Annotated in this window: 18 protein-coding genes and 1 riboswitch; of the genes, 8 read left to right on the top strand and 10 right to left on the bottom strand. The window is 63.5% G+C overall.

Annotated elements, in window-relative coordinates; genetic code table 11:
* Positions 1-6: 6 nt before the first annotated feature.
* Both KCX70_RS20275 and adeC read left to right on the top strand, forming a co-directional pair.
* Entirely contained in the window at positions 7-3,141 is a 3,135-nt protein-coding gene (locus tag KCX70_RS20275; protein WP_021206009.1) for an efflux RND transporter permease subunit, read from the top strand.
* A complete protein-coding gene (gene adeC / locus KCX70_RS20270; RefSeq protein ID WP_212618623.1) occupies positions 3,138-4,565 on the top strand; it encodes an AdeC/AdeK/OprM family multidrug efflux complex outer membrane factor in 1,428 nt (475 codons plus the stop codon). The genes KCX70_RS20275 and adeC overlap by 4 nt, the downstream gene beginning before the upstream one ends.
* Positions 4,566-4,664: 99 nt before the next feature.
* Here the strand turns inward: adeC and KCX70_RS20265 are convergent, their stop codons facing one another.
* The 4 genes from KCX70_RS20265 to KCX70_RS20250 form a co-directional block, all read right to left on the bottom strand.
* On the bottom strand, positions 4,665-6,479 hold the full coding sequence (locus KCX70_RS20265; protein WP_021206007.1) for a DEAD/DEAH box helicase: 1,815 nt from the start codon (positions 6,477-6,479) through the stop codon (positions 4,665-4,667).
* Positions 6,480-6,713: 234 nt separating this feature from the next.
* Positions 6,714-7,568 (bottom strand): methylenetetrahydrofolate reductase [NAD(P)H], encoded by an 855-nt coding sequence (gene metF, locus KCX70_RS20260; protein ID WP_212618622.1) that lies wholly within the window; start codon positions 7,566-7,568, stop codon positions 6,714-6,716.
* A gap of 137 nt (positions 7,569-7,705) precedes the next feature.
* Positions 7,706-9,115: an adenosylhomocysteinase gene (gene ahcY, locus KCX70_RS20255; protein WP_102846881.1), complete on the bottom strand. Its 1,410-nt coding sequence runs from the start codon at positions 9,113-9,115 to the stop codon at positions 7,706-7,708.
* A 23-nt stretch (positions 9,116-9,138) separates the two neighbouring features.
* A riboswitch (S-adenosyl-L-homocysteine riboswitch) is annotated at positions 9,139-9,231 on the bottom strand.
* 90 nt (positions 9,232-9,321) lie between these two features.
* Positions 9,322-10,572 carry a cation:proton antiporter gene (locus tag KCX70_RS20250; protein ID WP_212618621.1) on the bottom strand — a complete coding sequence of 417 codons (1,251 nt, stop codon included), beginning with the start codon at positions 10,570-10,572 and terminating at the stop codon, positions 9,322-9,324.
* A 252-nt stretch (positions 10,573-10,824) separates the two neighbouring features.
* Here KCX70_RS20250 and KCX70_RS20245 point away from each other — a divergent pair, with 252 nt between their 5' ends.
* Positions 10,825-11,259 (top strand): hypothetical protein, encoded by a 435-nt coding sequence (locus KCX70_RS20245; protein WP_021206003.1) that lies wholly within the window; start codon positions 10,825-10,827, stop codon positions 11,257-11,259.
* Positions 11,260-11,329: 70 nt separating this feature from the next.
* The gene (locus KCX70_RS20240; RefSeq protein WP_021206002.1) at positions 11,330-11,776 is read left to right on the top strand and encodes a c-type cytochrome; all 447 of its coding nucleotides are present in this window, start codon (positions 11,330-11,332) and stop codon (positions 11,774-11,776) included.
* A gap of 21 nt (positions 11,777-11,797) precedes the next feature.
* Here KCX70_RS20240 and KCX70_RS20235 read toward each other — a convergent pair whose 3' ends face one another.
* Together KCX70_RS20235 and ligB are read right to left on the bottom strand one after the other, a co-directional pair.
* Positions 11,798-12,175 (bottom strand): DUF1090 family protein, encoded by a 378-nt coding sequence (locus KCX70_RS20235; RefSeq protein ID WP_212618620.1) that lies wholly within the window; start codon positions 12,173-12,175, stop codon positions 11,798-11,800.
* Positions 12,176-12,234: 59 nt separating this feature from the next.
* A complete protein-coding gene (ligB, locus tag KCX70_RS20230) occupies positions 12,235-13,905 on the bottom strand; it encodes an NAD-dependent DNA ligase LigB (protein ID WP_212618619.1) in 1,671 nt (556 codons plus the stop codon).
* A gap of 361 nt (positions 13,906-14,266) precedes the next feature.
* Between ligB and KCX70_RS20225 the strand changes: the two genes are divergently transcribed.
* From KCX70_RS20225 to KCX70_RS20215, 3 genes are all read left to right on the top strand, one after another.
* Positions 14,267-15,196, top strand: coding sequence for an ABC transporter ATP-binding protein (locus KCX70_RS20225; protein ID WP_021205999.1), 930 nt, complete (start codon positions 14,267-14,269; stop codon positions 15,194-15,196).
* Positions 15,193-15,954 carry an ABC transporter permease gene (locus KCX70_RS20220; protein ID WP_102846884.1) on the top strand — a complete coding sequence of 254 codons (762 nt, stop codon included), beginning with the start codon at positions 15,193-15,195 and terminating at the stop codon, positions 15,952-15,954. The genes KCX70_RS20225 and KCX70_RS20220 overlap by 4 nt, the downstream gene beginning before the upstream one ends.
* Before the next feature lie 65 nt (positions 15,955-16,019).
* Positions 16,020-16,589 carry a DUF2780 domain-containing protein gene (locus KCX70_RS20215; RefSeq protein ID WP_212618618.1) on the top strand — a complete coding sequence of 190 codons (570 nt, stop codon included), beginning with the start codon at positions 16,020-16,022 and terminating at the stop codon, positions 16,587-16,589.
* A gap of 129 nt (positions 16,590-16,718) precedes the next feature.
* On the opposite strand, the gene metK is transcribed toward KCX70_RS20215, so the two are convergent.
* The 4 genes from metK to KCX70_RS20195 form a co-directional block, all read right to left on the bottom strand.
* Complete coding sequence (gene metK / locus KCX70_RS20210) at positions 16,719-17,909, bottom strand: methionine adenosyltransferase (protein WP_102852441.1); 1,191 nt, start codon at positions 17,907-17,909, stop codon at positions 16,719-16,721.
* 14 nt (positions 17,910-17,923) lie between these two features.
* The gene (locus KCX70_RS20205) at positions 17,924-18,925 is read right to left on the bottom strand and encodes an ArsR/SmtB family transcription factor (protein ID WP_102852440.1); all 1,002 of its coding nucleotides are present in this window, start codon (positions 18,923-18,925) and stop codon (positions 17,924-17,926) included.
* 78 nt (positions 18,926-19,003) lie between these two features.
* Complete coding sequence (locus KCX70_RS20200; RefSeq protein WP_212618617.1) at positions 19,004-19,606, bottom strand: LysE family translocator; 603 nt, start codon at positions 19,604-19,606, stop codon at positions 19,004-19,006.
* Positions 19,603-20,499 carry a TauD/TfdA family dioxygenase gene (locus KCX70_RS20195; protein ID WP_212618616.1) on the bottom strand — a complete coding sequence of 299 codons (897 nt, stop codon included), beginning with the start codon at positions 20,497-20,499 and terminating at the stop codon, positions 19,603-19,605. Before KCX70_RS20195 ends, KCX70_RS20200 begins: the two co-directional genes overlap by 4 nt.
* Before the next feature lie 164 nt (positions 20,500-20,663).
* Between KCX70_RS20195 and KCX70_RS20190 the strand changes: the two genes are divergently transcribed.
* Complete coding sequence (locus tag KCX70_RS20190) at positions 20,664-21,584, top strand: LysR substrate-binding domain-containing protein (protein ID WP_272876422.1); 921 nt, start codon at positions 20,664-20,666, stop codon at positions 21,582-21,584.
* The last annotated feature ends 2 nt before the right edge of the window (positions 21,585-21,586 follow it).

Below are 21,586 nucleotides of genomic sequence, written 5' to 3'. Positions count from 1 at the left end.
CCCGATATGTCCAAGTTCTTCATCGATCGGCCGATCTTCGCCTGGGTCATCGCCCTGGTGCTGATGCTTGCCGGCACGCTGGCGATTCTCAATCTGCCGGTCAATCAATATCCCAGCATCGCACCGCCCAACGTGGCGATCTCGGTCAACTACCCGGGCGCTTCGGCGCAAACCGTCCAGGACACGGTCGTCCAGGTCATCGAGCAGCAGCTCAATGGTCTCGATGGGCTGCGCTATATCTTCTCGGAGAGCAACTCCGACGGCAGCATGACCATCAACGTGACCTTCGAGCAGGGCACCAACCCCGACATCGCTCAGGTCCAGGTACAGAACAAGCTGCAGCTGGCGACGCCGCTGCTGCCGCAGCAGGTCCAGCAGCAGGGCATCCGCGTTTCCAAGTCGGCGCGCAACTTCCTGATGGTGGTGGCGCTGGTGTCCAAGGATGGTCGGCAGAGCAACTTCGATCTGGCCAACTACATCGTGGCCAATATCCAGGATCCAATCTCGCGCACCCAGGGTGTCGGTGACTTCCAGGTGTTCGGTGCCCAATACGCGATGCGTATCTGGCTCGATCCGGCCAAGCTGCAGCAGTATCAGCTGACCGCTGTCGACGTTCGTTCGGCCATCCAGGAGCAGAACGTCCAGGTGTCGTCCGGTCAGCTTGGCGGCCTGCCTGCCATCGAGACCCAGCAACTGAACGCCACGATCATCGGCAAGACGCGCCTGGAGACGCCCGAGCAGTTCCGCAAGATCCTGTTGAAGGTCAATGCCGACGGCTCGCAGGTGCGCCTGAGCGACGTCGCCAAGGTCGAGCTCGGCGCCGAGAACTATGCGATCAACGCTCAGTACAACGGCCAGCCGGCTGCGGGTCTGGGTATTCGCCTGGCCGCGGGCGGCAACGCGCTGGACACCGCCAATGCGGTGCGCCAGACCATCTCCGAGCTGGAACCCTTCTTTCCGCCGGGCGTCGAGGTGGTCTATCCCTACGACACCACGCCGGTGATCTCGGCGTCGATCGAGGGCGTGGTGCATACGCTCCTCGAAGCCTTCGTCCTGGTTTTCCTGGTGATGTTCCTGTTCCTGCAGAACCTCCGGGCGACGCTGATCCCGACGCTGGCCGTACCGGTGGTCATCCTCGGCACCTTCGCGATCCTGCTGACGTTCGGATACAGCATTAACACGCTCACCATGTTCGCCATGATCCTGGCGATCGGATTGCTGGTGGACGACGCCATCGTGGTGGTGGAGAACGTCGAACGGGTGATGCGCGAGGAAGGGCTCTCGGCCAGGGAAGCGACGCGCAAATCCATGGGCCAGATCCAGAGCGCGCTGGTGGGTATCGGCGTGGTGCTGTCGGCCGTATTGCTGCCGATGGCCTTCTTCGGCGGATCCACAGGAGTAATCTACCGCCAGTTCTCCATCACCATCGTCTCGGCCATGGTGCTGTCGGTGCTGGTCGCGCTGATCTTCACGCCGGCGCTGTGCGCGACCATCCTCAAGCCGCATGACGGCGAGCATGAAGGCAAGCGTGGCTTCTTCGGCTGGTTCAACCGCACGTTCGATCGCGGTACCCAGCGCTACGAGCGCGGTGTTGCAGGTCTGCTGCGGCGCAAGGTGCCCTACCTGCTGATGTATCTGCTGATCGTCGGCGTGATGATCTGGATGTTCACCCGCATTCCCACCGCGTTCCTGCCCGAGGAAGACCAGGGCGTGCTGTTCGCCCAGGTGCAGACGCCTGCCGGTTCGACCGCCAACCGCACCCAGGAAGTGGTCGAGCAGATGCGCGACTATTTGCTGAACGAGGAAAGCGAGACGGTCCGTTCGGTCTTCACCATCACCGGCTTCAACTTCGCCGGTCGCGGTCAGAGCTCCGGCATGGCCTTCATCATGCTCAAGCCCTGGGAAGAGCGCACCGAGTCCGGGCAGGGCGTGTTCGATCTGGCCCAGCGTGCCCAGGGCTATTTCTTCAGCCTGCGCGACGCCATGGTGTTCGCCTTCGCACCGCCTGCGGTGATGGAGTTGGGCAACGCCACCGGTTTCGACGTCTATCTGCAGGATCAGGCCGGGCTCGGTCACGAGGCCCTGACCCAGGCGCGCGACAAGTTCATGGAGCTGGCGGGGCAGGATCCGGTATTGACCGGGGTTCGCTTCAACGGCCTGCGGGACGAGCCGCAGTACCACCTGATCATCGACGATGAAAAGGCGCGTGCCCACGGGGTTTCGCTCGCAGCGATCAACGACTCGCTGTCCATCGCCTGGGGTTCGAGCTACGTCAACGACTTCATCGACCGCGGGCGCGTCAAGCGCGTCTACATGCAGGGCGAGCCCAGCTCACGGATGAATCCGGAGGATCTCGGCAAGTGGTATGTGCGTAACGATGCGGGCGAGATGGTGCCGTTCACTGCCTTCGCCTCTGGCGAATGGACCTATGGGCCGCCCAAACTGACGCGTTTCAATGGCGTGCCGGCAATGGAGATTCTCGGCTCGGCCGCACCGGGCTACAGCTCCGGTGAGGCCATGGCCGCGGTCGAGCGGATCGCGGAGCAATTGCCCGCCGGTATCGGCTACTCCTGGACGGGGCAATCCTACGAGGAGCGCCTGTCCGGTTCGCAGGCCCCAGCACTGTATGCCCTGTCGCTGCTGGTGGTGTTCCTCGCGCTCGCGGCGCTGTACGAGAGCTGGGCGATTCCCTTCTCGGTCATGTTGGTCGTGCCGCTGGGTATCGTCGGCGCGCTGGCGTTCACCATGGGGCGTGGGTTGTCCAATGACGTCTTCTTCCAGGTGGGGCTGCTGACCACCATTGGCTTGTCGGCGCGTAACGCGATCCTGATCGTCGAGTTTGCCAAGACGCTGCACGAGCAGGGCATGACGCTGGTCGACGCGGCGATCGAAGCGTGCCGCATACGTCTGCGGCCTATCGTGATGACCTCGCTGGCGTTCATGCTCGGCGTGCTTCCGCTGGCGATTTCCAGCGGGGCGGGCGCGGGCAGCAAGCATGCGATTGGTACGGGCGTGATAGGCGGCATGCTCAGCGCCCTGTTGTTGGCGATATTCTGGGTGCCGCTGTTTTATGTCGTGGTGTCTTCGCTGAGTGAGCGCAGAAAAAAGGTCGCTGAAGAACCGAAGGGAGATGCGCAATGAACAAGTCGGTAATGGCCGTGGCGCTGATGGCTGCGCTGAGCGGTTGCTCCCTGATCCCCGAGTATCAGCCTCCCGATGCGCCTACGGCGGCCAACTGGCCGGAAGGCGAGGCCTATGACGGCGCTTCCAGCGCGGCTCTGGGGCAGGAGAATCTCGACTGGCAAACCTTTTTCCGTGACCCGGCACTGCGCCAACTGATCGGTGTGGCACTGGAAAATAACCGCGACCTGCGTGTCGCGGCGCTCAACGTCGATGCCTATCGTGCGCTGTACCGCATTCAGAGAGCCGACCTGCTACCTGCCGTGAGCGCTGACGGTACCGGCAGTCGCACGCGGACGCCTGGCGACCTCAACCAGACCGGGCAGAGCGCGATCAGCAGCCAATACAGCGCAACGCTCGGCGTGTCCTGGGAGCTGGATTTGTTCGGTCGCCTCGGCAGTCTGCGAGAGCAGGCGCTGCAGGAGTATTTTGCCACCGAAGCGGCGCAGCGCAGCACGCAGATCAGCCTGATTGCCAGCGTTGCCAACGCCTGGCTGACGTTACAGGCCGATCAGGCCCTGTTGCAGGTCAGTCGCGACACTCTCAAGACCTACGAGCAAAGCCTCGGTTTGACGCAGCATAGCTTCGACGTCGGCGTTGCCTCGGCGCTCGATCTGAGTCAGGCACGCAGTGCCGTGGATACGGCGCGGGTCCGCATCGAACAGTACACACGCCAGGTCGCGCAGGATCGCAATGCGCTGACCCTGCTGCTTGGCCAGAACATCCCCGGCAACCTGCCGGCACCCGGCCAACTGGAGCGCGATCAACTGGCCGCGTTGCCTGTCGGTCTGCCATCCGATCTGCTGCAAAAGCGTCCAGACATCATCCAGGCGGAGTATCAGCTCAAGGCGGCCAACGCCAATATCGGCGCGGCGCGCGCGGCGTTCTTCCCGCGCATCAGCCTGACGGGTGCTGCGGGTACGGCAAGCAGCGAGTTGTCCGGCTTGTTCGATGGCGGTTCGAGCTACTGGAGTTTTTCGCCGAGCATCAGCGTGCCGATCTTCAATGCCGGCCAACTTCGAGCCAACCTCGACTACGCCGAAATCAGCCGCAACATCCAGGTGGCACAGTACGAAACGGCTATCCAGACCGCCTTTCGCGAGGTGGCCGACGGCCTGGCTGCCCAGTCCACCTATACGCGGCAAGTGCAGGCACAGCGCGACCTGCTGGACACCAGCGAAGACTACTTCCGCCTGGCGGAACGGCGCTACCGGACCGGTGTGGACAGCTACCTGACGCTGCTTGACGCCCAGCGCCAGCTATTCGACGTGCAACAGCAGTACATCACCGATCGCCTGGCCCAGATGATCAGCGAGGTCAATCTGTTCAAGGCGCTGGGTGGCGGCTGGGAAGCGCCGGCGCAAACGATGCCCGACGAAGGCTGACGACCTTTCCCTCGGCAGGGCTCTGAGCGTCACTGCTGGGCGATCAAGGCGCAAATGAAAACGCCGCCCCGAAGGGCGGCGTTTTTTTGTCTCAGCGGTTCAGCGGTTGCGCGTCAGCAACGCCGGCTTTTCACCGCGAGGTCTGGTCGGTAGCTGATCCAGCTGCTCGGCGCTGGGCAGTCGGTCGAGCTTCGACTCCTTGTGGATGATCAGCGGCTGCTTCTCCTTGGGCTTGGCTGCGACTTCGTCCTGACGTCCGCCGCGCTCGTTGTCGATGCGCCGGCCTTCGTTCTTGCGTCGTGGCTGGCCGCCGCGCGACTGGCCCTGGCCTTGACGCTTGCCCTTGCCCTGGCCTGCGCCGGCCCCTGTCGAGGCCCCTGCACCGCGTGGACCCGCCGCAGCGCGTGGCTGGCCCGTGCCAGGCTGAGCGGGAGCGCCCGGACGACGGCCGCGACCCTGCTTGTTCTGGTACGGGCTGACGTAGTCGACGCGATTGCCGAAGTTGTCCACTTCGTCATCAAGAAAAACTTCCGGATCGCGATCGCTGGGCAGGCGTGGCGGGCGGCTGACGGGGGCCGCAGCAGCGCCTGTCGATGCGCTCGAGGCTGCGCCGGCGCTGCGCGACTTGTTCCGACCGCGGCGATTGCGTTCTTTCGGCTCGCCGCTGGGGCTTTCCGCCTTGGCCGCGCGGGGCTTGCGCTCGCCATTGCGTGGCGGGCGCGGTTGACGGGGTTCGCGTACTTCAGGCTTTTCCGCTTCGACGGCGCTGGCGTCGAAGCCCATCAGGTCGCCGTCGGGAATGCGCTGCTTGGTCATCCGCTCGATGCCCTTGAGCAGCTTCTCCTCGTCGGGGGCGACCAGGGAGATCGCCTCGCCGCTGCGACCGGCACGGCCGGTCCGGCCGATACGGTGGACGTAATCTTCCTCGACGTTAGGCAGTTCGAAGTTGACCACATGGGGCAGCTGATCGATATCCAGGCCGCGTGCCGCGATATCGGTCGCCACCAGGATGCGTACGGCGTTGGCCTTGAAGTCCGCCAGCGCTTTGGTGCGGGCGTTCTGGCTCTTGTTACCGTGAATCGCCACGGCTGGCAGGCCATGCTTGTCGAGATACTCGGCGAGACGGTTGGCGCCATGCTTGGTGCGAGTGAAGACCAGTACCTGTTCCCAGGCACCCTGGGTGATCAGGTGAGCCAGCAAGGCGCGCTTGTGGCTGGCGGGCAGGCGGAACACGCGCTGCTCGATGCGCTCGACCGTGGTGTTCGGCGGCGTGACCTCGATGCGCTCCGGCTCGTGCAGCAGCTTGCTGGCGAGATCGGTGATGTCCTTGGAAAAGGTGGCCGAGAACAGCAGGTTCTGACGCTTGGCCGGCAGCTTGGCGAGGACCTTCTTGACGTCATGGATGAAGCCCATGTCGAGCATGCGGTCGGCTTCGTCGAGGACCAGTATCTCCACATGCGACAGGTCCACAGCCTTCTGGTTAGCCAGGTCGAGCAGGCGGCCTGGGCAGGCGACGAGTACGTCGAGGCCCTTGGCGATGGCCTGGATCTGCGGGTTCATGCCGACGCCGCCGAAAATGCAGGCGCTCTTGAACGGCAGGTCGCGGGCATAGACCTTGAAACTGTCATGGACCTGAGCAGCGAGTTCGCGCGTCGGAGTCAGCACCAGCACGCGCGGCTGGCGCGGGCCGTGGCGGTGTTCACGGTCGGGGTGTCCGCCCGGGAACAGAATTTCCAGTACGGGGAGGGCAAAGCCACCGGTCTTGCCGGTTCCCGTCTGTGCGGCGACCATCAGGTCGCGTCCTTGCAACACGGCGGGAATGGCCCGCTGTTGCACCGGTGTAGGCTGGGTATAACCGGCAGCCTCGACGGCACCGGCCAAAGCCTCGGAGAGACCGAGGGAAGCAAAGGACATGAGTAATCCTGTCTTGTGTAGGGCGATGCCCTGGGATGGTCATGCCTGGCTCGAATCGCGACTGGCGTGCGATCCCGTCCGGTCCTGCCGCATTGAAAGATGCTGACATCCGGGCGTAAGCCTGGCGGAAGTGCGGAGTATAACAGAGCCTGTTAACACCGCATTGCTAGGACAGTGTGGCAGTTCGCAGGTTCATTGACCAGCTCCCTGTTTTGCAGGGAGCTGATTCAACGATCAGCTGGCCAGCTTGAGGTTGTCCCATATCGCCAGGCAGGGTTCGGCCTGGTTCAGGGTGTAGAAGTGCAGGCCCGGTGCACCACCCGCCATGAGCTTCTCGCACATCTCGCTGATCACCTGCTCGCCGAAAGCCTGGATGCTCTCGGCGTCATCGCCGTACGCCTCCAGCTGCTTGCGTACCCAGCGCGGGATCTCGGCGCCGCACGCGTCGGAGAAGCGCGCCAGCTTGCTGTAGTTGGTGATCGGCATGATGCCTGGCACGATCGGTGTATCCACGCCCAGCTTGCGAACGCGATCGACGAAGTAGAAGTAGCAGTCGGCGTTGAAGAAATACTGAGTGATGGCGCTGTTGGCGCCGGCTTTGGCCTTGCGTACGAAGTTGGCCAGATCCGCCTCGAAATTGCGCGCCTGCGGATGCATCTCCGGATAAGCCGCGATCTCGATATGAAAATGGTCGCCCGTTTCGGCGCGAATGAATTCGACCAGTTCATTGGCGTAGCGCAGCTCGCCGCTGGCCATGCCCATGCCCGACGGCAGATCGCCGCGCAGCGCAACGATGCGCTTGATGCCGGCGTTCTTGTACAGGTTCAGCAGCTCGCGCAGTTCCTGCTTGCTGTCGCCGACACAGGAAAGGTGTGGCGCGGTAGGCACCTTCACATCGCCATCGAGTTGCAACACGGTGTTCAGGGTGCGATCGCGCGTCGAGCCGCCCGCGCCGTAGGTGCAGGAGAAAAAGTCCGGCTTGCACTCGGCCAGCCGGCGCGCGGTGGTCATCAGTTTCTCGTGCCCGGCATCGGTCTTGGTGGGGAAGAACTCGAAGCTGATGGAGGGTTTCGATTGGGGTTCGTTCATGACAAATCCAGGGGCTGTCGGACAGCACGCTGCCCGAAACTTCCTTATCGACAAAGGCTGGAGGCTAGAAGCTGGACGAGAGAGCGATACGATGCGGCTATTCGTCCAGCCTCCAGCCTTCCGGCCTCCAGCGGTTCTTAGTAGCGGTAAGAGTCCGGCTTGAACGGCCCTTCGACCTGGACACCGATGTACTCGGCCTGGCTCGGGGTCAGGCGGGTGATGACGCCACCGAAGCCCTTGACCATCTCGGCGGCGACTTCCTCGTCGAGCTTTTTCGGCAGGACCATGACGGTGACGTTCTGGGTCTTCTCGGCAACCGGCAGGTCGGCGAACTTCTCGTTGAACAGGTGGATCTGCGCCAGCACCTGGTTGGCGAAGGAGCCGTCCATGATCCGGCTCGGGTGGCCGGTGGCATTGCCCAGGTTAACCAGGCGACCTTCGGCCAGCAGGATCAGGTAGTCGTCGTTCTGCGCATCGAAGCTGCCCGGGCCGGTACGGTGGATCTTGTGCACCTGCGGCTTGACCTCTTCCCATGCCCAGTTCTTGCGCATGAAGGCGGTGTCGATCTCGTTGTCGAAGTGACCGATGTTGCATACCACGGCGCGCTTCTTCAGCGCCTTGAGCATGCCGGCGTCACAGACGTTGGCATTGCCGGTGGTGGTGACGATCAGGTCGATCTTGCCCAACAACGCGGCGTCGATGCTGGCGTCGGTGCCGTCGTTGAGGCCGTCCTTGTACGGGGAGACCAGCTCGAAGCCGTCCATGCAGGCCTGCATGGCGCAGATCGGGTCGACTTCCGAGACCTTGACGATCATGCCTTCCTGACGCAGCGATTGCGCCGAACCCTTGCCCACGTCGCCGTAGCCGATGACCAGTGCCTGCTTGCCGGACAGCAGGTGGTCGGTGGCGCGCTTGATGGCGTCGTTGAGGCTGTGACGGCAGCCGTATTTGTTGTCGTTCTTGCTCTTGGTGACCGAGTCGTTGACGTTGATCGCCGGGATCTTCAGGGTTCCTTTCTTCAGCATGTCCTGCAGGCGATGCACGCCAGTGGTGGTCTCTTCGGTGACGCCGTGCACGCGCTCGAGCACCTGCGGGTACTTGTCATGCAGGATCTGGGTCAGATCGCCGCCGTCGTCGAGGATCATGTTGGCGTCCCACGGCTGGCCGTCCTTGAGGATGGTCTGCTCGATGCACCATTCGTATTCTTCTTCGGTTTCGCCCTTCCAGGCGAATACCGGGATGCCGGCAGCGGCGATGGCGGCGGCGGCCTGGTCCTGCGTCGAGAAGATGTTGCAGCTGGACCAGCGGACTTCGGCGCCGAGGGCGGTCAGCGTCTCGATCAGTACGGCGGTCTGGATGGTCATGTGGATGCAGCCGAGGATCTTCGCGCCTTTGAGCGGTTGTTCGCCAGCGTACTTGTGGCGCAGGCCCATCAGGGCGGGCATTTCCGATTCGGCGATGATGATCTCGCGGCGACCCCAGTCAGCCAGGGAAATGTCGGCGACTTTGAAATCGTTGAAACCGGCAGGCGTCATGACAGCACTCATTGAAGAGTTCTCCATTCGTTTTGTGCGAATGGGCGCCGTTGATGCGTATGGTTAACGCCCCATCCGAGCCTGACAGACCCCTGAAAGGTAAGTCTGCTGCAGCGCCCCTCGGACAGGTGGCGGGCACGGCCGAACGGTGTCGGCCGAGTCAAACCCGGCGATTATATCCGCGACGCCAGGCAATCCCAAGCCCGGCGCTGTGCCTGTCAGTGGTCATTGTGGCTGGCGCCGCAGATCCGCCGTACCAGTCGGCCGATGGTCAGGCCCTGGATGAGAATCGAGAACAGCACGACCAGGTAGGTGATATTGAGCAGCAGATTGCGCTCGTCGCTGGCCGGCAGCGCCAGGACCAGGGCCACCGAGATGCCGCCGCGCAGTCCGCCCCAGGTCAGGATGCGTACCGTTCCGTCCGGCAGGGCGCGGCCGAGTTTGCGTAGCAGCAGTGCCGGTGGGCCGACGGCAATCAGGCGGGTGCCGAGAATCAGCAGCGCCACGCACAGCGCGATCAGCAGGTACTGCGCGCTGAAGGGCAGCAAGACCAGCTCCATGCCGATCAGCACGAAGAGCACGGCGTTGAGGATTTCGTCGAGCAATTCCCAGAAGTTGTCGAGGTTTTCCCGGGTGTGCTCGGACATCGCGTGACGGCGGCCCTGATTACCGATGATCAGGCCCGCGACCACCATGGCGATCGGACCCGATACGTGCAGGTGCGTCGCCAGGGTATAGCCGCCGAGAACCAGGGCGAGCGTCAGCAGCACCTCGACCTGATACTGATCGATGCTTTTCAGCAAGGCGAAGGTCAGCGCGCCGAGCAGACCACCGAGCAACATGCCGCCGCCGGCTTCCTCGACGAACAGCCAGACGGCTTCTCCCGCACCCGGCGCTTCACCACGCGCGAGCACACCCAACAGCACCGTGAACACCACCACGGCGACCCCGTCGTTGAACAGCGACTCGCCGACGATCGTGGTTTCCAGCGCCTTCGGCGCTCCTGCCGAGCGCATGATGCCCAGCACGGCGATGGGGTCGGTCGGCGAGATAAGCGCGCCGAATAGCAGGCAGTAGATCAGCGGCGGCTGCTGCTCGAACAGACCGAGGATGTACCAGGTGCCCAAGCCGATCACGGCGGTGGAAAACAGCACACCGAGGGTTGCCAGGAGGCCGATCGCCCAGCGCCGGGCGCGCAGGTCGGCGAGGTTGATGTGCAGGGCGCCGGCGAACAGCAGAAAGGACAACATGCCGTCCATCAATAGATGGTTGAAGTCGATGCGCCCGACCAGGGTTTCGATCTGCTCCTCGATCGAAGGTAGCCCCAGCAGTGCCAGCGCATGCAGCAGCACGGAAAATACCAGCGCCGTCGCCATGACTCCGATGGTCGGTGGCAGGCCGATGAAACGGTAGTTGAGATAGGCGAGCAGGGCCGTGAGGCTGATGAAGATGGCCGACAGTTCGAGCATGGGTTCCTCGGATACCTTTCGCAGGTGGGTTAGGCAATGGACCGGGTATCGGAGCGATTGGTGCCGGGCACCGCTACGGATTGGCGCTGCGTGGCCAGGCGAGCCAGCGACGCTAGGGCTTCCGGTGCTGGCGAACCCGCGCGGCCAGGACGCAGCGCCCAGGAGGCGACTTGGCCCGAACGCGCTCGTGGGTGGGCGGTCAAACGGGGAGCTCTGGTGAATCTCGCCGGGCGAAACCACAGGAGCACCAGCATGAACCTCTTGTTTCGTTCCGTTCCGTTTGCCCTGCTTGCCGCGTTCAGCCTACCGGCCGCCGCCAACTCCTGCTACGTCAGTGCCGAAACCTCGGGCGCCGTACCACCGCCAGTTGTGACAGAAAAATGCTTCGAATACCGAGGCTTGGAAGACAATTCCATCGATTGGGTGTGCCAGGACAACGAGGCGATCAAGAACTCCCAGCGGGAGATCCGCGACAGCTGTCCCGCGGGGCATTTCGGCGTCTGTACCGCCGCGCTGACACCGGAAACCCTGGCCAACGAGCGCGCCACCGGCACCCAGGCGGACAACGGCACCCTGCCGACCACCGTGCCCAAGGAGGCCCGGATCGTCACGTACCACTACCAGGCGACCGACCGCGCCCAGGCCAAGATCGACTGCGAGAGTGCGGGTGGTGAATGGTCGCAGTAGGCGCGATGCGTTTGGTGAATCGGCCGCATGGGTAGATAATCGCCGGCTTCGTAAGCCGAGTGGTTGAGCCATGAAACTGATGCCGTTGTGTGTGTCGCTTGTCGCCGTCCTTGCTCTGGTCGGTTGCAACCGCATCGATCCCAATTCGCCGCTGGGCAAGCGCAAGGCGATTTATCAACAGATGCTCGATACCAAGGAAGATCTCGGTGGCATGCTGCGGGGCCGGTTGGCTTTCGATTCCAATGGCTTCGTCGCCGGTGCGGCAAAGCTGGATGAGCTGTCGCGTCAGCCCTGGCAGTACTACCCGGAGGTCAAGGAAGAGCAGAGCGAGGCCCGGGACGATGTCTGGCAACAGCAGGAGCGCTTCAAGGAGTTGGCTCGTGAGCTGGAAGCGCGTACCGCGGAGCTGGTTACGGTGACGACCCAGGGGCCGGTGACCGCTGAGAGCGTCGGGGCTGCCTTCCAGCGTGTCGAAGACACCTGCGAGGCCTGCCACAAGAAGTTCCGCAACTTCTGACCATCTGCGGCGCGCCCGCCGTCAGCGCTTGGCCTTTTCCAGGGCGCGGCGGGCTTGGTCCAGGCGCCTTTTGCTGACCTCGACGACCTGCGGGTTGCCCGTGCTCAGCGCGCCGCGCAGCTGTGCTTCGCGAGTGGTCACCAACTGTTCCGCGCGCTCTATTTCGTCGTGATTGGATTGCAGCGCAACGACGCCGCGACAGCGTTCGGCGAGCCCATGCAGGCGCGCCTCCAATGCCGCACGCTGGCTGGTGTCGCCGTTCAGGCGCGCCTGCTTGATCTGCTGGCTGATGTACTCGCGGGTCTCGCTGCAGCTGCTGTCGGCCTCGGGCGCTGCAACAACGGCCTGCGCGCCGCACAGACTGAACAACAGCATGAAGAGGATTCGTCGATCGGCCATGCCTGATCCTTTTTCTTATTCTCGATGTCGTATGACTGGGTTCGGCCAGCGAAGTGCCGTCAGAAGCCGGCTATCCCGGTGGCCTGGAGCTGCCGTCGCAACTCCGTGACATCCGGCGCGGTGAAGAACGCGCGCAACTGCCGAGCCCTTGTCGCACCGATACCGGGCCTGGCTTGCCATTGCTCCAGGCTGGTGGCCGCCAGGCTATCCCAGTCGGCTGGCAGTTCGCTGCCGCCGCTGGGCGGCATGCCCAACGCCTGCATCCAGGTTGCGAAGGAGCGCCCTCGAGCCAATTGAAAACTGGCAGCCAGCGTATTTGCGCTGGCTTGGCCAATACCGGGGATCGATTCGAGCTGGCGCTGATCGAGTTGCAACCAGTCGAGCAGACCTGTGACCAGACCGGAGTCCACCAACGCCTGCCAAGTACCCGGGCCGAGCTGCGGCAGATCCAGGCCGTGCTTGCCACTGAGCCAGGCCAGACGCGCCATGAATTGCTGCTCGCAGCCAGGTTTGGCCTGCCAACAGCTGAGTGGGTGATAGGCATCGGCGGCAGGAATCTCGATGGGCAGGCGGCGCTGTGCGCGCCAGATTACGCCGTCGTAGCGAGGGATGGTCAGCCCGGCCAGGGCGATCGCGACCTGATCGTCGGGGCGGATGTCCGCCTCGTGCCAACGCGCCAGGGAGCCAAGACTGACGCGGCTGATACGTCGGTCGTCGAGCTGCAACGGCTCCAGCTCCAGCACCGGCGTGATCTTGCCCGTGCGACCGATGCTGAACTGCACTTGGCGTACGCGGGCGACAGCCGTGCGCACCGGGTATTTCCATGCAGCCGCCCAGTTCGGCGGCTGGGCTTGCCAGGAATCGCTGTCAGGCCGCTTGCCCTGGCGCAACACGATGCCATCGCTGGCGAACGGCAGAGGCTGATGGAACCAGTGGTCCCGCCAGTGCGCGGCGTCGGCGATCGTGTCGATGGGCACGGTCAGCGCGGCGCTTTGCTCGAAACCCATAGCTTTCAGCCCGTTCAGGCGTGCCTGCATATCGGACGGCCCGTTGGGCCAATCCCAGACGAACAGGCCGATCTGTCCGGCGGTCGCCTGGTCGAGCGTCTGCCGCGCCATTGCCCCGGCGACCTGACCGCGCGCCCCGGCACTGCCGGCTGTGGCCTGAACGTGGTGGTCGAGCCGCCAATAGAGTTCGCCCTGCAGGACGATGTCTCCAGCGGATGCCAGCTGGACCGGTATGGCCGGTAGCTGACGCGCACGGGCCGTCCAGTCCTGACCGCGGCTGCCGTTGCCGCGGCTGACGGCCTGTACCAGCGAGCCGTTGCGGTAGCGCAGCGTCACGGCGACGCCGTCGACCTTCGGCTGGAGCCAAAGGTCGGTGCGGCGATCCATCCAGTCGGCTACGGCTGCGCGGTCGGCGAGTTTCGCTAGTCCGGTCTGGGCCACCGGGTGCGGCACGTCGCCCGCCACGGTCGCCAGCGCGTCTGCCGGGGCGATGGAGCCATGCGCGAAACACTCATTCCAGTGGCGCAGGCGGCTGAGTGCCTGGTCATAGACTTCATCGTCGACCAGGGCGATCCCTTGACGGTGGTAGGCATCGTCCCATTCGGCGAGTTGTCGCTGCAGCGCACGGCTTTCCAATTCGGCGCGTTCGGCTGGCCAGTCGGGACATTGGGCCGAGGACAGGACTGGGGCGAGACACAGCAATAGCGTGATGATGGGGCGCATCGGAGCATCCTTGCTCGTTGGGGGCCTGCATTCTGCCAAGCGGGCCACCACGGGACCGTGCGCTGGCGCATATTGAGCCGCTCCCGGTCGCAAACCCATCCGTCCGGCGCCGCACTTGTCGCGGCGATGAGAGCGGGGCGATGGAATGAACCATGTCCGCACATCGCGGCCAGAATCCGAGTGACCCGGTCACATTAACTGAAGAGCCCATTCCGAAGAGTCGTGATACGGCCAGTTCGTCAGGCTGCGCGTCCGGTCTTGAGCCAGTGTCGACGGCATGATCGTTATCAACGTCATCGATTAGTGAGCTAACCACCTGCGTCGTACAATCGTCAGCCAATCCTTGCGGAGTGATTCATCAGTGCAGCCCGTGATTTCCATCGAACAGCTGAGCAAGACCTATGCGTCCGGCCATCCGGCGTTGAAACAGATCGATCTGCAGATCCGCAAAGGCGAAATCTTCGCGTTGCTCGGCCCGAACGGGGCGGGCAAGACCACGTTGATCAGCATCGTCTGCGGCATCGTCAATCCAGGGGGCGGCCGGGTCCTGGTGGACGGTCACGACATCATCGGCGACTACCGCCAGGCCCGTTCGAAGATCGGCCTGGTGCCGCAGGAGCTGGTCAACGAGGGCTTCGAAAGCGTCTGGGCCACGGTGCGCTTTTCCCGCGGGCTGTTTGGCAAGGCGCCAGATGATGCCTACCTGGAGAAGCTGCTCCGCGACCTGTCGCTGTGGGACAAGAAGAACGCACGAATCATCGAGCTCTCCGGCGGCATGAAGCGCCGCGTGATGATCGCCAAAGCGTTGTCCCACGAGCCGAGCATCCTGTTCCTCGACGAGCCCACCGCCGGCGTCGACGTCGAGTTGCGCCGGGATATGTGGGAGATGGTGCGGGGCCTGCGCGAACGCGGCGTGACCATCATTCTGACCACTCACTACATCGAAGAGGCCGAGGAAATGGCCGACCGCATCGGGGTGATCAGCAAGGGCGAGATCATCCTGGTGGAGAACAAGCAGGTGCTGATGCACAAGCTCGGCAAGAAGCAGCTGACCCTGCATCTGCAGCGTCCGTTGGCACAGATCCCGAACGAACTGGCCGCTTATCCGCTGGAGCTGGTCGATGCCGGCAACCAGCTGGTGTTCACCTTCGATGCCCAGCAGGAGGACACGGGTATCGCCGAGTTGCTCAAGCGCCTCGGTGAGCATGGCATCGACTTCAAGGATCTGCAGTCGAGCCAGAGTTCGCTGGAGGAGATTTTCGTCAGTCTGGTAAAAGGCAGCCGCACATGAATTTCTACGCAATCCGCGCCATCTACCTGTTCGAGCTGGCGCGAACCTGGCGCACGCTGCTGCAGAGCATCGCTACGCCGGTGATTTCCACCTCGCTGTATTTCGTGGTTTTCGGCTCGGCCATCGGCTCGCGCATGGAAGCGATGCACGGCATCCCTTACGGCGCGTTCATCATTCCCGGCCTGATCATGATGGCGCTGCTCACCGAGAGCATTTCCAACGCTTCGTTCGGCATCTATATGCCGCGCTATTCCGGGACCATCTACGAGGTGTTGTCCGCCCCGGTGTCGTACCTGGAGATCGTCATCGGCTATGTCGGCGCCGCCGCAACCAAGTCACTGGTGCTCGGCGTGGTGATACTGCTGACGGCGCGATTGTTCGTCGACTACGAGATTCAGCATCCGCTGATGATGACGCTGTTCCTGGTGCTCACCGCGGTGACCTTCTGCCTGTTCGGTTTCATCATCGGCATCTGGGCCGATGGCTGGGAGAAGCTGCAGATCGTCCCGTCGCTCATCGTCATGCCGCTGGCCTTTCTCGGGGGCAGCTTCTATTCCATCGAGATGCTGCCGCCGTTCTGGCAGAACGTCACGCTGTTCAATCCGGTGGTATACCTGATCAGCGGATTCCGTTGGAGCTTCTACGGCGTCTCGGATATCGGCGTCGGTATCAGTCTGGCGATGATTCTGGTGTTCCTGGTCGCCTGTTTGACAGCGGTGTGGTGGATATTCCGGACGGGCTACCGGCTGAAGAACTGACAGGGGCTCGGTCTTCCTTCCGCTCTGCATGTAGCATCGTGGCGCACTTCTATTTCGAGGCAAGCATGAAACACGTTCCTTCCATCGCTGTTCTGGTTCTTCTCAGCCTGACGACTGGTGCTGCCAGCGCCTTCAGCCTCGGCGAGGCCGCCCGTGCCGTGTCGGGGGTGACTGGCAGCGGCACCCCGCAAAACAATGCTCAGACGCAAGCGCTCGGTCTGATTGGTCAGCTCGACGAATTGGGTGTCACTCCCGTGCAGGCCGTAGGGGGCAGCGGCGCCCTGTTGCAGTTGGCCAAGCAGCAGCTGAGCAGCACCGATTACGCTCAGCTCGCCAAGTCAGTACCGGGGATCGACAAGCTCACCGGCGATAGCGGGCTGAATCAACTCGGCCAACTGGGTGCGCTGAGCGGCTTGCTCGGCAAAGCGGATACGTCTGTCAACGCTCAGACGGCCGCCGCGGTCGATAACGTACAGAGCCTGCCTGACGTCAGCCGGGCGTTTTCCGCGCTGGGCATGGATGCGGGGTTGGTCGGCCAATTTGCGCCGATCCTGCTGCGGTACTTAGGGAACCAGGGTGTAGGCGGCCAGCTATTGCAGAGCCTGGGTGGAATCTGGGATGTTGGTGGGGCTTGAGGGCTCGATCGAGTGAGGCTCATGCAATGTTGTAAATGCGGCGGTTAAGCCCGCATTGAGTTTGTCGACAGATGCAAAAAAGCCCCGCTCAGCTCACGCTGGCGGGGCTTTTTTCTGCCCGGCTCGGTCTTACAGACCCGCAGCCGCGCGCAGGGCGTCGGCCTTGTCGGTCTTTTCCCAGGTGAAGGCAGTGAAGGTGTCGCCACCGACCGTCATTTCATAGGGATCGCGACCGAAGTGGCCGTAGGCCGCGGTGGCCTTGTACATTGGGTGCAGCAGGTCGAGCATGGTGGTGATCGCGTAGGGACGCAGATCGAAATGCTCGCGCACCAGGGCGACGATCTTCTCGTCGCTCAGCTTGCCGGTGCCGAAGGTGTTGATCGAGATCGAAGTCGGTTGGGCGACGCCGATGGCGTAGGACACCTGGATCTCACAACGCTCGGCCAGGCCTGCGGCGACGATGTTCTTGGCCACGTAGCGACCGGCGTAGGCAGCCGAACGGTCGACCTTGGACGGGTCCTTGCCGGAGAAGGCGCCGCCGCCGTGACGGGCCATGCCGCCGTAGGTGTCGACGATGATCTTGCGTCCGGTCAGGCCACAGTCGCCCACCGGGCCGCCGATGATGAACTGGCCGGTCGGGTTGATGTGGAACTGGGTGTCCTTGTGCAGCAGTTCGGCCGGGATCACGTGCTTGACGATCAGCTCCATCACCGCTTCCTTGAGGTCGGAATGCTTGACCTCCGGGTTGTGCTGGGTGGACAGCACGATGGCGTCGATGCCGACCACCTTGCCGCCTTCATAACGGCAGGTGACCTGGCTCTTGGCATCCGGACGCAGCCACGGCAGCAGGCCGTTCTTGCGCGCTTCGGCCTGGCGCTCGACCAGGGCGTGGGAGAAACGGATCGGTGCGGGCATCAGCACGTCGGTTTCGTTGCTGGCGTAGCCGAACATCAGACCCTGGTCGCCGGCGCCCTGGTCTTCCGGCTTGGAGCGGTCGACGCCCTGGGCGATGTCCACCGACTGCTTGCCGATGATGTTGATGATGCCGCAGGTGGCGCCATCGAAACCAACGTCCGAGCTGTTGTAACCAATGTCGATGATGACGTCGCGCACCAGTTGCTCGAGATCGACCCAGGCGCTGGTGGTGACTTCGCCGGCGACGATGGCGACGCCGGTCTTGACCAGGGTTTCACAGGCCACGCGGGCGTGCTTGTCCTCGGCGATGATGGCGTCCAGCACCGCATCGGAGATCTGGTCGGCGATCTTGTCCGGATGCCCTTCGGACACGGACTCGGAGGTGAAAATCGAGTATTCGCTCATCTATCGGTTTCCTATTACCGGTGGGTGAGTCGGCTGTCAGGGGTGGGCCGGGAAAAGTACCGGGCCTGGATCTGAAAACCGTTCTTCAAGCCAATGTAGAGGCTCTCGCCGGGCGTGAGCCCCGCGGCATCGGCCCAACGGGCCAGATCGTCCTGTTCGAAGCCCAACCATAGATCGCCGCAGGCCTCCCTGGCCCAACTCTGGTTGTGGCTGCACAGCTCGGTGACCAGCAGGCTTCCGCCCGGGTTCACCAGCCGTGCCAGTTGCTTGAGCGCTTCACCCGGCGCCGCCAGATGATGCAAAACCATGTTCAGCACGACGCAGTCGGCCGACGGACAGTCGTCCTGCAAGGCGTCGGCCAGTTTCAGCTCGACGTTGTCCAGTGCGGCCTGTTCACAGCGCGCACGCGCCAGTTCGAGCATGGCCGGGCTGTTGTCCACCGCCACCACCTGTGCGAAGCGGTGGGCCAGCTCGGGCAGAAAGCTGCCGTCGCCGGGGCCAACCTCGAGCGCGGTCGCGGTCGGCGCGAAATCCAGCGCGTCGAGCAGCGCCACCACACTGTCACGATACTGTGGCAGTCCCGCGATCATGTCCTGGCGCGCCTGGAAGCTGCCGGCCATGCGCATGAAGAAATCCTCGCTGGCGGCACTGCGCTGTGCATGCACGGCGGCAATGCGTGCCTGCACCTCGAGCGGCAGGCTCAGCTGATCGACCTCTTCGAGCAAGGCAGCGTGCAGTCTGCCGCCGAGGCTGTCAGCGTGCGGCAGGGCGCGGCGATAGAAAATGGCGTTGCCTTCTCGGCGTGTTGCCAGCAACCCGGCCTGGGTCAGCACCTTGAGGTGGTGGCTGATGCCCGACTGGCCCGTGGCGAAGATCTGCGCCAGCTCGAGCACGCCGAACGAGTCGCTGGCCAGCGCCCGCAGCACATTCAGACGCAGCGAGTCGCCGCCGGCCTTGCACAGGGCGGCGAGCTGATCGCTGTCATCGAAGGAGATCTGGGGAATGCGCAGGCTCATAGGCCGCGCAGTCTAGTCGGTCGTTTTTCGTACAGCAATGGCTGTATCAAAAAGTTTTGATATTGAACAAGCGTTCGTTCAATTCACCAGGCTGTTGACTCCCATGCCGCAGGACACCAGGCCGAGGGCCAGCAGGAAGAAGCTCGGCAGTAGGTCGAGCACCTGCTGCAGCTGCGGATGACTGGCCAGACGCCGCGCCGCCAGGCTGTAGGTAATCAGAATGGACACATCGACCAATGCCCAGATGGCGATCAATGTCGCGGCCTGCGGCGCGAACGGCTGTGCTGGCAGGATGAAACCGGGCAGAAACGCGAGGAAGAAGAGGATGTCTTTGGGGTTCGACAGGCCCACGGCCATGGCGCGCCAGAAGTAGTGAACGTGGGAGCGTGGCAGGTGCGGCTTTTCGTCATTGCCGCCGCATAGCCCGTCCGCGCCGAGCCAGATCAGGTAAAGACCACCGATCACCTGGCCCCATTCGAGGATCACTGGCTCCAGATCCAGCGCCAGATAGATCAGCACCAGGGCCGCGACCAGCAGGATTTGGGCGGATAGCACGCCGCCGAGGATGGTCCAGGCCGGCCAGCTGCGCCGCGCATCGGCGATGACCAGGGCTACCACGGGGCCGGGTGAGGCGATCAGCAGAGTGATGGCGGCAGCAAAGGCCAGGTAGGTGGCGTTCATAGCTCGGTCACCAATTCGAAGATGCGTGATTGTTTGCCCAGCTTTTCGGTGTACAGCGGCAGGTTGCAGCTGGCGAAGGTGCGCTGCATCCAGCGATCGCTGCCGTCGAAACGGGCGGTGAAGGGGCTGCGTGCATGGGCGGTGCGGCGATTGTCGATGATCAGCAGGTCACCGGGGCCGAGCCGCACGGGCTCGACGACTTCCCAGGCGATGTTGCGCAGGTTGTCCAGCGATTGCTGGGCGCGGTCGCTGTAGGCAACCATGAACTGCGGGTCTAAGCGGAAGAATGGCGCGTCGGGATCGCCATAGAGCACGGTCTGGTGCTTGTTGATGTCGATGCGCTGGTTCTTCTCGTTCGGGCCGTAATCGGAGAGAAAGTTGTACGGCTCGTTGAGCAGGAAGGCCTGCTGTTCGTAACTCAGGTGCTCGAGAATGCGCTCGATCGAGGCGATGTAGGTGATAGCCTCGGCGGCCGGATCCTGGCGCAGGCAAAGCAGCAGCAGGTAATCGGGCTGGATCGCGTGGAAAGCGTTCTCGGTATGCAGGTCGAGTTCGGTGTCGAAGCTGTCCGAGGTGGCGGCGCGTGATTGGGTCTGCTGGGGGAAGAAGTTGTTGACGATGCAGCCGCCGGACTCCTGTACATAGCCGATCGGTTCGCCGAGCAGGGCGGTGGCCTGCAGCAGCAGGCGCTCGCTGCAGTCGTCTGGTTTGTGTATCTCGGTGCGCGAGGCCGGAGTCGGCGGGATTTCACCGATGTTGGTGTCCTCGAGCAGCAGGAAACCCTTGGCGTTGCCGAACAGCTTGAATTCGAGGATCTGCGCTATTTGCGCCGAGCTGAGCCCCCCGTGGTGAATGCTGGCAGATAAAAGTTGGTCGAACTCGAGACTGGGCATGTCATCCTTCCCTAGGGTTATACAAAGGCGGAGGCCTCTGGTCGGTCCGGGTGCCACTGCAATGCTGGCCCCATGGACGGCGAGTATTGGTGGGGGCTGGAGGGTTGCAAAATGGAAAAAACGAGCATCTCGAATGAGTTTTACTCATGCCGGCGGCTGACCGCATGACGCTGCGCATCCCTCCGCTCTACGCGCTGCGCGCTTTCGAGGTGGCGGCGCGCTTCGGCTCCTTCACCCAGGCGGCCGAGAGCCTGTGCATCACGCAAAGCGCCGTCAGCCGGCACGTGAAGACGCTCGAAGAGAGCCTCGGTTGCCAATTGTTCGAGCGGCGGGGTTCCCGGCTGGCATTGACCGACACCGGACGGCTACTGGCGCAGGAGCTCAAGGTCGGCTTTCGCACCATCGAAAATGCCTGCGTGGCGGTGAATCGTCAGCGTGACGCGCTCAGGTTGAAGGCGCCTTCGACCCTGACCATGCGTTGGTTGCTCGGGGCGCTCGACGATTTCCATCTCAGCCACCCGCAGCATCGCGTGCAGCTCACCAGCGCCTGGATGGACCTGGACGCCGTGGACTTCCACAACGAACCCTTCGACTGCGCCATCCTGCTCGGGAACGGTGGTTTTCCGGCCGACTGGAACCGGGTCAAGCTGTTCGACGAGTGGCTGGTGCCCGTGTGCTCCCCAGAGGTCCAGGGCGGGTCGACCTGGTCGGCCGAGCGGCTGGCCCAGGCCGAACTGATCCATCCTTCGCGCGACTGCCGTGACTGGCGCCGCTGGCTGCAGCGGGTCGGGCTGATCGATGTCGTCGCCTGGCAGCAGGGCAAACTGTTCGACACGCTGGAGTTGGGGATTTCCGCCGCGGCGCAAGGCCACGGCGTGTCCATCGGCGATCTGGCACTGGTGGCGACGGAATTGCAAAAGGGCGCGCTGACACTGCCGTTCGATCAGGCTGTGCGCTCCGGCGACAGCTACTACCTGGTCTGGCCTGCGACTGGCGAAACCCCGGCAACCCTGACCCGGATGAAGGGCTACCTGCTGCAGCATCTGCCCAATACCGACAGCCGCGGGGTTCGTCTGCTCGACTGAGC

Source organism: Stutzerimonas stutzeri, assembly GCF_018138085.1.
GTDB classification, from domain to species: domain Bacteria; phylum Pseudomonadota; class Gammaproteobacteria; order Pseudomonadales; family Pseudomonadaceae; genus Stutzerimonas; species Stutzerimonas stutzeri_AI.
Note: the sequence above shows the minus strand (reverse complement) of the source record. Positions and strands in the feature narration are given on the sequence as shown.